This window comes from Streptomyces sp. NPDC021749 (assembly GCF_040640655.1).
Classification (GTDB): Bacteria; Actinomycetota; Actinomycetes; order Streptomycetales; family Streptomycetaceae; genus Streptomyces.
Genome location: NZ_JBFACE010000003.1, coordinates 180,400 through 189,774 on the forward strand (window position 1 = coordinate 180,400; position 9,375 = coordinate 189,774).

Below are 9,375 nucleotides of genomic sequence, written 5' to 3' on the forward strand. Positions count from 1 at the left end.
ACCCGGCCGGGACTGTCCGACCCCGGCCGTAGAATTCACGCGTGGCAGGCAGGATCAACGATGACGATGTGAAGGCGGTACGGGACGCGGTCCCGATCGACGCCGTCGTGTCCGAGTACCTCCAGCTCCGCAACGCCGGCGGCGGCAACCTCAAGGGCCTCTGCCCGTTCCACGACGAGAAGTCCCCGTCCTTCCACGTCAGCCCCGCCAAGGGCCTGTACCACTGCTTCGGCTGCCAGGAGGGCGGCGACACCGTCGACTTCATCATGAAGATCGACCACCTCTCCTTCGCTGAGACCATCGAGCGCCTTGCCTCCCAGGCCGGCATCACCCTGCGCTACGAAGAGGGCGGCTACACCCCCGGCCGCCAGCAGGGTGAGCGCACCCGCCTGGTGGAGGCCCACAAGGCCGCCGCCCAGTTCTACGTCGAACAGCTCGACAGCCCCGAGGCCGAGATCGGCCGCCGGTTCCTCGCCGAGCGCGGCTTCGACCAGGCCGCCGCCCAGCACTTCGGCGTCGGTTACAGCCCCGCCGGCTGGGACCACCTCACCCGCTTCCTGCGCGGCCGCGGCTTCACCGACAAGGAGCTGATCGTCTCCGGCCTCTCCCAGGACAGCCGCAGCGGCAAGCCCATCGACCGCTTCCGCGGCCGCCTGATGTGGCCGATCCGCGACATCGCCGGCGAGGTCGTCGGCTTCGGCGCCCGCAAGCTCCGCGACGACGACAACGGCCCCAAGTACCTCAACACCCCCGAGACCCCCCTCTACCGCAAGTCCCAGGTCCTCTATGGCATCGACCTCGCCAAGAAGGAGATCGCCAAGGGCAACCGCGCGGTCGTCGTCGAGGGCTACACCGACGTCATGGCCTGCCACCTGGCCGGCGTCACGACCGCCATCGCCACCTGCGGCACGTCCTTCGGCGAGGGCCACATCAAGATCCTCCGCCGGCTGCTGATGGACAACTCCGGCTCCGAGGTCGTCTTCACCTTCGACGGCGACGCCGCGGGCCAGAAGGCCGCCCTGCGCGCGTTCGAGGACGACCAGAAATTCGCCGCCCAGACCTCCATCGCCATCACCCCCGGCGGCATGGACCCCTGCGACCTGCGGCTCAACAAGGGCGACCAGGCCGTCGCCGACCTCGTCGAGTCCCGTACGCCGCTCTTCGAGTTCGCGCTGCGGCACGTCGTCTCCCGGCACAACCTCGACACCGCCGTCGGCCGGGCCGCCGCGCTCGACGAGGCCGCGCCCATCGTCGCCCACATCAAGAACAGCTCCATCCAGCACGAATCCGCCGTCCAGCTCGCCGGCATGCTCGGCATCCTGGACACCCAGTTCGTGGTCAAGCGGGTCGCGCAGCTCGCCCGCTGGGCCCGCGAACGCGGCCGCGACGGCACCGGCCCCGACCAGGGCCGCCGCCCCCGCCCCGGCGCCGCCCCGGCCGCCGCCGAGCCGCCCCACCCGGCCGTCCCGCGCGGCCCGGCCCTCAACCTCCGCAGCCCCGCCCACCGCGTCGAACGCGAACTCCTCAAGCTCGCCCTGCAGCGCCCCGACCTGGTCTCCCCGGCCTTCGACGCCTACGGGGCCGACGAGTTCACCGCGCCGCCCTACGCCGTGGTCCGCCAGTGCATCGAGGAGGCCGGCGGCGCCACGGCCGGCGCCGCCGACAACGGCTACATCGCGCGGGTACGCGAGGCCGCCCCCGACGACACCGTCCGCGCCATGATCACCGAACTCGCCGTCGAGCCCCTGCACACCCGCCGCGACCCCGACGAGGCCTACGCCGGCGTCCAGTTGGTCGCGGTCCGCCTCGCCGCCGTCAACCAACGCGTCGCCGAAATCCGCGGCACCCTCCAGCGCCTCGGCCCCCGCGCCGACCCCGACCACCTCGCCGCCGTCCAGAACGAACTCTGGGTCCTCCAGCAGTACGGCCAGTCCCTCCGCGAACGCGGCTACGCGGCGCTGTAAAACGCGACCATCCCCGGAATACCCCACCCCGCGGAATACCCCACCCCCTCCGCAGCGTTGTGGCCCCGCAGGGGGCCTTCGCGACCCCTAGGGGAGGCATTTGGCTACCCCCTAGGGACCCCGCCCCGCCCCCCGGCCTTCCCCCGCGTCCCGGCCTTCCCTCGCCCCCGCTCACCGGCCCCGGGCCCCGGCCCCGGGCCCCGGCCCCGGCTTCGGCCCCCGGCCCCGGGCCTCGCCCCCGCTCACCGGCCCCGGCCCCCGCCCCGCCCCCCCCACACCCCGCCGTAGCCGTCCGGTCACGGACCGGACTCAAAAAGTGGTCGCACGCCCCTCGTGGCGGGCGTGTGTCGTACTCCACACTGAGGAGCGGTGCCTGAGTCCTCGGAGCGCGGCGGGTCCGGTCGTACGCCACCGGAAACCCCCGCGGAACCGCTCTTGACGTACGGGACGGACGGCGGCTCGGCCGCAACCGTACCCGGCCTTTCTGCCGCCACCGCAGCGATCACCCTGGAGGTCGCCCCCGTGCAGACCCGGACCCTCGCCGACGCGCCGGCCGCCGCCCCGCAGCTCCCGCCACCCGTCGCGCCACCGGCCGCGGAGCCGGTCGCCGGGCCGCTGCTCGAACCGCCCGCCGAGCCCCTCACCGTCCCGCAGCAGGCCGAACCCCCCACCGCCGAAATGCTCCTGACCCTCGCCCCGGACGTCCTCGGCCCCCGGCCCGCCCCCGACCCGGAGCACGGGCCGGACTTCCCCACCGAGCCGGCCGCGGACGCAGCAGTGCAGGCAGAGGCAGCAGTACAGGCGGACGCGGAAGCGCAGGCGGTGGCGGAAGCGGAGCCGGAGCCGGAAGCGGAAGCGGAAGCGGAGCCCGAGCCCGGCCCGGCGCCCCGCGCCGATACGAGCAGCGGCCCCTCCTCCGACCTCTTCCGCCAGTACCTCCGCGAGATCGGCCGGATCCCGCTGCTCACCGCCGCCGAGGAGGTCGAGCTCGCCCGTCGCGTCGAGGCCGGCCTGTTCGCCGAGGAGAAGCTCACCCGCACCCCCGACCTGTCCTCCCAACTCGCCCATGACCTCGACAGGTTGGTGGTCCTCGGCCGGATGGCCAAACGCCGGCTGATCGAGGCCAACCTGCGCCTGGTGGTCTCCGTCGCCAAGCGTTACGTCGGCCGCGGCCTGACCATGCTCGACCTCGTCCAGGAGGGCAATCTCGGGCTGATCCGCGCCGTGGAGAAGTTCGACTACGCCCGCGGCTACAAGTTCTCCACCTACGCCACCTGGTGGATCCGCCAGGCGATGTCCCGCGCCCTCGCCGACCAGGCCAGGACCATCCGCGTCCCGGTCCACGTGGTCGAGCTGATCAACCGCGTGGTGCGGGCCCAGCGCCGGATGCTCCAGGAACGCGGCTACGAGCCGACCCCCGAGGAGGTCGCCACCCACCTCGGCCTGACCGAGGAACGGGTCGGCGAGGTGCTCCGGCTGGCCCAGGAACCGGTCTCGCTGCACGCCCCGGTCGGCGAGGAGGAGGACGTCGCCCTCGGCGACCTCATCGAGGACGGCGACGCCGCCTCACCCGTCGAATCCGCCGCGTTCCTGCTGCTCCGCGAGCACCTCGACGCGGTGCTGTCCACCCTCGGCGAACGCGAACGCAAGGTCGTCCAGCTCCGCTACGGCCTGGCCGACGGCCGCCCCCGCACGTTGGAGGAGATCGGCCGGATCTTCGGCGTCACCCGCGAACGGATACGGCAGATCGAGTCCAAGACCCTCAACAAACTCCGCGACCACGCCTTCGCCGACCAGCTCCGCGGCTACCTGGACTGAGCCACACCCGACGGAGCGACCGCGACCGTGCACGGCCCGGACCGGCACCGCCGCGGTGCCCATGCCGCTCGCGCGCCGATACGACCCGCGCGCCGATACGACCCGCGCGCCGATACGACCCGCGCGCCGATACGACCCGCGCGCCGATACGGCCCGCGCGCCGATACGGCCCGCGCGCCGCTCACGCCTCCCGCTGGAACGCCCCCGGATGGGTCTCGTCCCGCACCGCGGCGTACTGCTGACGCACGGCCTGGCCGACCGCCAGCTCCTCGCCCGGCTCGAAGACCTGGCTTGCGGCGGCCGGCCACTGCGGCGGATCGACCCAGGCGGACCCGCCGCCCGGTGCGGCCGGTGCCCCGGCGGCCGGCGTGAGCGTGCCGTGCGCCACCCCCCACGCCCAGGCCGCCTGCCGCGCCGCGCCCAGCGCCGCGTACTCGGCCGGCTGCGGCACCACGACCTGCACCCCGAACAGCGCCGGCGCGACCGTCTGCACCGCGGCCAGCTCCGCCGCCGCGCCCAGCAGGAACACCCGGCGCACCGCCACGCCCCGCCCGCGGAGGACGTCCAGCGCGTCGGCGAGCCCGCAGAGCATGCCCTCGACGGCGGCCCGCGCCAGATGCTCCGGCTTCATCGACTCGCGCCGCATCCCGTGCAACGACCCGGCGGTGTGCGGCAGATGAGGCGTCCGCTCGCCCTCCAGATAGGGCAGCAGCACCATGCCGTACGCACCGGGCGACGACTTCAGCGCCAGGTCGGACAGGCCCTGGAGGTCCGTCCCCAGCATCTCCGCGGCACCCCGCAGTACCCGCACCGCGTTGCTGGTGTGCACCACGGGCAGATGCCGCCCGGTGGCGTCGGCGAACGAGGTGATCGTGCCGCTCGGGTCGACCACCGCTTCGTGATGGATCCCGAACACCGACCCCGAGGCGCCCAGCGACATCACGGCGTCCCCCTCGCCGACGCCCAGCCCGAAGGCGGCCGCCATGGTCTCGCCCGTACCGGCCGAGATCAGCAGCCCCTCCGGGGTGAAACCGGCGGTCCCGGACGGACCCAGCACCTCCGGAAGCCGCACCTGATGGCCCAGTGCCAGCTCGACCAATTCCGGCCGGTACGAGGCGGTCGCCGCCGACCAGAAGCCCGTGCCCGAGGCCGCGCCCCGGTCCGTGGTCCGCCGCGCCGGCCGCCCCAGCAGCTGCCACACCAGCCAGTCGTGCGGCTGCATGACCTCCGCCACCCGGGCCGCGTGCTCCGGCTCCGTACGTGCCAGCCAGCGCAGCTTGGTCACCGGGTGCGCGGCCTGCGGCACCGCCCCGACGGCCTGCGCCCAGGCGGTGCGGCCGCCCAGCGAGTCCAGCAGGTCCGCCGCGGCGCTCTGGGCCCGCTTGTCATTGCCGACCAGCGCAGGACGGACGAGATTGCCCTCGGCGTCCAGCGGCAGCAGCCCGTGCTGCTGCGCCGTGACCCCGATGGCCTGTACGCCTTCCAGCAGCCCGTTGCCCGCGGCCTCCCCGAGTGACATCAGCCACGCCTGAGGGTCGGCGTCCGGCCCCTTCTCGACCGGGTGCGGGGCGTACCCCTGCCTGATGACGGCGCCCGTGTCGGCGTCGCAGACGACGATCCGTGTGCTCTCGGACGAACTGTCCAATCCGGCGACTATCCCCATGGCCCCAGATGATGCCCCATGGGATGCATAGGGAAAGAGTCAGGGTTTGCCCCAGCGGCCGCCGCCCGCCGTCCGCCACGGGGCCGTCGGGTCCGGGCCGTCGGGGCCGCCGCTCAGGTGTTGCTGGTGCCCCACTCGTCCTCGTCGGCGGAACGCTGCTCCCGCAGGGAACGCACCCGGTCGCTCACGGACGCCGGGAGCCGGTCCTCCACCTTGGCCGAGACCTTCCCGAACGCCTTGGCCGCGGCGTCCCGACCGGTCAGTGCGACCGACTCGGCGCTGTTGCGGACCGCCGGGTTCTGCGTGACCCGCTGGGCGGTCTTGCGGAGCTGCTCGTACCGTTCCCGGCCGGCCCGTGCACCGAGCACGTACCCCGTGGCCAGTCCCGCGATGAAAGTGAGCCGGTAGCGCATTGCTCCACCTTTCCCTGTGTTCGGTCCCCTCCGGTGCCCGTACGCACCGGATCGCCGGGCTCTGCCGCGCGCCTACCCTCCGGGGCCGCAGATCACCCGAGGTGACCTGAGGCGATACCGATTGGCGGAGCACCCCCCTGCTTGCGCTAATGTATGTGTCGCAGCGAGCGCCCGCCGTCCGGAGACCCGGACAGCGATGCATTCGAGGCACACGAAGCAATCCCCTGTAGCTCAATTGGCAGAGCAGCCGGCTGTTAACCGGCAGGTTACTGGTTCGAGTCCAGTCGGGGGAGCTCAATCCCCTGTAGCTCAATTGGCAGAGCATTCGGCTGTTAACCGGAGGGTTACTGGTTCGAGTCCAGTCGGGGGAGCAGAGCGAGGAAGGGTCCCGGAAGGGGCCCTTTTTCGTGCGCCACGGAACCAAACCCCGGTGATCGAAGTCCTCTTGGGCATGCAAGGTCGCGGAACGGCAGCCCTCACGGGCAGCAGATCGTATGAGCGGCTATGCTGCGGCAGACGGCGCGCACAAATGTGCGCGACGCGCCGTGAGGGGCGGTAGCTCAGCCGGTTAGAGCAGCGGACTCATAATCCGTCGGCCGTGGGTTCGAGTCCCACCCGCCCCACCGAGAGCAGGTCAGAGAAACGTTCTGACCTGCGGAAACGTCTCTTCGGTCAAGTTGGGTCTCGAACTCTGGCCCAACGGAGAGAATCCGCTGCTCACAGGCGTTGACGGAGGCCCTTGCGCTGTACTCGGTCGACTCCGTACAACCTCCTGACGTGCAGCGATGCAAGCGGCTCCGTGTGCCGGGGGTCGTGTCACGGCACCGTGGAACAAGATCGAGTGGACGTGCAGTGGACACGAGGGCACGGAGCTGGTCGGAGCGGGGGCACGTGTACCCGCTTCGCCGTCTCGATTCCACGGCGCGGCCTCGAACATCGCAGCGAGCACCGCAATGCGGGGCGTCACGTCTTGACCCCCGTCCTGCGCACGGCGAGCTACGGGCGCTGTCCTTCTACGGCATCAGGGCCGGCCATACCGAGGCCGTGCCGCTGGTCTCCCGGTCGGCGACCGAGTCCAGCAGTGTGACCAGGCGCGCGGTGGGAGCACCGGTGACGACGGCGGTCAGGTCGGCGCCGAACCGGGCCGTCGCGGTGGCCGCGGGAAGCAGGCGGAGGCAGGCGGCGGCCAGTTCCTTGGCGTCGCCGGTCAGCAGAGCGGCGCCAAGGGGGGACAGGGCACCGCGGGCGAGGACGCCGAGCAGCTCCGCCTCCCGGATCACGGTGGCGAACGGTGTCGCATCCTGCGGCAGCAGCTCGGCGAGCGGACGTGACCAGTGGGTCAGGGGGCCCAGGTCCGCCGGGTTCTTCGCACCCTGTCCGGCGGGGAGCCGGGAGGCGGCGCTGAGCAGCCCCTGCCGGGCCTGGAGACAGCCGGTGCAGGGCGGCGCCCCGGCCAGGGCGGGCAGCGCCTTGTTGTCCTCGTCGCGGGCCTGGGACGGAGTGAGGGCGAGGGGCCACCAGGCGTGCAGCAGTACCGGGAGCCGCTCCGCGGGCTCCAGATGCGCCCAGCTCCCATAGGAGTCGGTGGCTACGACCCTGTCCCCGTCAGGGGCCAACAGCCCGGCCTCGTACGCGGTTTCCAGGGCGAGGCGCACGACGGCCTCCTCGCAGCGTGCCGCCTTGGCCGCCCGGGTCAGCTGGCGCGCTCCGACTCCACCGGACTTGAGCCGGGCGGGCGGGTCCGTCGCGCACACCGACAGGACCGAGGCGGCGTGGGCGGCGAACACGGTGGCCGCGGCGGACGCCTCCGCGTCAACCTTCGCAGGCGGGACGGGTGTCAGGGGCGGGGTGGGCGGCACGGGGGCGAAGGGAGCGTGCCAGCCGGGTCCGCGCAGGGCGCGCGCCACCTCGGCGGGCATCCGGACCGGGCCGTGGCCATAACGTCTCCGGACCAGCAGTCCGCGCTCCAGTGCCCAGCGCGCACCCGGCTCTGGAGCGGGTTCCGGGGTTCCGAAGACGATGGAGGGCTGCGGTCGGTACTCGGGGTCCGCGCGGCGCTGAAGCAGTTTCCGGGTGTCCGCCGGGGCCCGTCCGATCACGTCGGCCAGGCGCTGAGGGTCGCCGTGGTGTTCCAGGAGAGCCGCGAGGCGCTGTGGCTTGGTCGTGGGTGGCCGCACGCCCAGTGCCACGAGCACGCGGCGCAGGTCGTCGGACGTCGCGTCCTTGAGCAGCCCCGCCAGAGGGACGTCGAGTCCGAGCGGTGCGCTCCACGCCCCCCGCAGCGGCGCGGCCATATGCAGCGTGTCCCCGCTGTCCGGCCAGACCAGCGCATGCGTGGCGAGCAAGTGAAGTGCCGCTTCCAGACCTTGAGCGGCCTCACCCTCCGTTGCGCCCAGCAGATCCGCAAGGGCGTCGCGCCGAGCCGGTGTCCCCAGCGCGGCGAGCGCCTCGGCCGCCTGCAGCGCGGGCAGCGGGATCCGGGGGAGCGCCACGGCCACTGAGCCCGGGCGCTGCAGACGATTGGCCAGGTCACTCATCGAGCGGGGCTCCGGTGGGGACGCGGCGTCCGGGCGTGCCTCCAGCACCTGCGCCAGGTGTACGGCATCGAGGCGGTGCAGCCATGCGGCCGGGGGCGAAGCGTCGGATGTCACTGATCAGGGCAACCTTGCCTTGGGAACGTGCAGGCTCGTGGTGACCGACCCATGGGGTGCATGGCCATACCGCCCCCAGCATGGCGGATCGGGCCCGGGGTACGGGCGCGAACGGGTCGCCGTGGCACATCAGGGCGCGACGCATCGCATGTTGGTGATGTATGTTAGTTATGTACATCATGTCCTCTCGGCGTTGGGGTGGCCGTATGTCCGTGACCCAGATCGATCTTGATGACGAGGCGCTGGCCGAGGCGATGCGCCTGATGGGGGCGTCCACGAAGAAGGAGACGGTCAATGCGGCCCTGAGGGACTACGTAGCCCGGATCAGGCGACTGGAGGCGGCGGAGAAGCTGGCCGCACGCGGTGAGCGAGGCGAGTTCGACGCCGCGGCGGCCGCGCACGAGGCCCGTAAGCATGCCCGTCGGGCGGCCTTCGAGTGATCACCTATCTTCTCGACACCTCGGCCCTGTGGCACCTCTTCCGCACTCCCGGGGCCCTGCGTCCCTGGGAGGGGCATATCGCCGCCGGGGTGTTCCACATCTGCGAGCCCACCCGTACCGAGTTCTTGTACTCGGCCACGGGGCCAGTGCACCGGGATGAACTCGCCGAGGAGTTGGACGCGTTGTGCGGGCTCTCCCCGGTGCCGAAGAACGCCTGGCGCTGGGTGGACACCGCCCAGTACAAGCTCACTCAGCGCGGCCAGCATCGCTCTGCGGGTGCTGTCGACCTTCTGGTCTGCGCGACAGCGGTCCACCACGGCCACACCGTGCTCCACGTGGACAACGACTTCGCCGCCGTGGCCGCGGTGCTCAAGGAAGTGGAACAGCGGGACGCGCGAGCCTGATCACACCTGGTACCTCAATGTG

General features: G+C 72.4%; 7 protein-coding genes and 3 tRNA genes. 7 read left to right on the forward strand and 3 right to left on the reverse strand.

Annotated elements, in window-relative coordinates; genetic code table 11:
- The first annotated feature begins 41 nt into the window (after positions 1-41).
- Positions 42-1,964 (forward strand): DNA primase, encoded by a 1,923-nt coding sequence (gene dnaG / locus AB0G35_RS04490; RefSeq protein ID WP_360943512.1) that lies wholly within the window; start codon positions 42-44, stop codon positions 1,962-1,964.
- 435 nt (positions 1,965-2,399) lie between these two features.
- Positions 2,400-3,782 carry an RNA polymerase sigma factor gene (locus tag AB0G35_RS04495; RefSeq protein WP_360943515.1) on the forward strand — a complete coding sequence of 461 codons (1,383 nt, stop codon included), beginning with the start codon at positions 2,400-2,402 and terminating at the stop codon, positions 3,780-3,782.
- Between the two features lie 181 nt (positions 3,783-3,963).
- Here the strand turns inward: AB0G35_RS04495 and AB0G35_RS04500 are convergent, their stop codons facing one another.
- Positions 3,964-5,445, reverse strand: coding sequence for an FGGY family carbohydrate kinase (locus AB0G35_RS04500; protein WP_360943518.1), 1,482 nt, complete (start codon positions 5,443-5,445; stop codon positions 3,964-3,966).
- Positions 5,446-5,558: 113 nt separating this feature from the next.
- Positions 5,559-5,858, reverse strand: a complete 300-nt coding sequence (locus AB0G35_RS04505) for a YtxH domain-containing protein (protein WP_360943521.1) — start codon at positions 5,856-5,858, stop codon at positions 5,559-5,561.
- A gap of 220 nt (positions 5,859-6,078) precedes the next feature.
- On the opposite strand from AB0G35_RS04505, the gene AB0G35_RS04510 reads away from it, so the two are divergent.
- The 3 genes from AB0G35_RS04510 (at position 6,079) to AB0G35_RS04520 (ending at position 6,481) form a co-directional block, all read left to right on the forward strand.
- Positions 6,079-6,151, forward strand: a tRNA-Asn gene (locus AB0G35_RS04510).
- Between the two features lie 5 nt (positions 6,152-6,156).
- Positions 6,157-6,229, forward strand: a tRNA-Asn gene (locus tag AB0G35_RS04515).
- A 178-nt stretch (positions 6,230-6,407) separates the two neighbouring features.
- Positions 6,408-6,481: transfer RNA gene (locus AB0G35_RS04520), tRNA-Ile, on the forward strand.
- Positions 6,482-6,871: 390 nt separating this feature from the next.
- Here the strand turns inward: AB0G35_RS04520 and AB0G35_RS04525 are convergent.
- Positions 6,872-8,509, reverse strand: coding sequence for a hypothetical protein (locus AB0G35_RS04525; protein ID WP_360943524.1), 1,638 nt, complete (start codon positions 8,507-8,509; stop codon positions 6,872-6,874).
- 206 nt (positions 8,510-8,715) lie between these two features.
- Between AB0G35_RS04525 and AB0G35_RS04530 the strand changes: the two genes are divergently transcribed.
- Positions 8,716-8,949: a type II toxin-antitoxin system VapB family antitoxin gene (locus AB0G35_RS04530; RefSeq protein WP_360943527.1), complete on the forward strand. Its 234-nt coding sequence runs from the start codon at positions 8,716-8,718 to the stop codon at positions 8,947-8,949.
- Entirely contained in the window at positions 8,946-9,353 is a 408-nt protein-coding gene (locus AB0G35_RS04535; protein WP_360943530.1) for a PIN domain nuclease, read from the forward strand. Before AB0G35_RS04530 ends, AB0G35_RS04535 begins: the two co-directional genes overlap by 4 nt.
- Positions 9,354-9,375: the final 22 nt, after the last annotated feature.

Coding starts and splice junctions, on each gene's coding strand:
- AB0G35_RS04500 (WP_360943518.1), bottom strand. CDS start 5,445: ATGGGGATAGTCGCCGGATTGGACAGTTCGTCCGAGAGCACACGGATC.
- AB0G35_RS04505 (WP_360943521.1), bottom strand. CDS start 5,858: ATGCGCTACCGGCTCACTTTCATCGCGGGACTGGCCACGGGGTACGTG.
- AB0G35_RS04530 (WP_360943527.1), top strand. CDS start 8,716: ATGTCCGTGACCCAGATCGATCTTGATGACGAGGCGCTGGCCGAGGCG.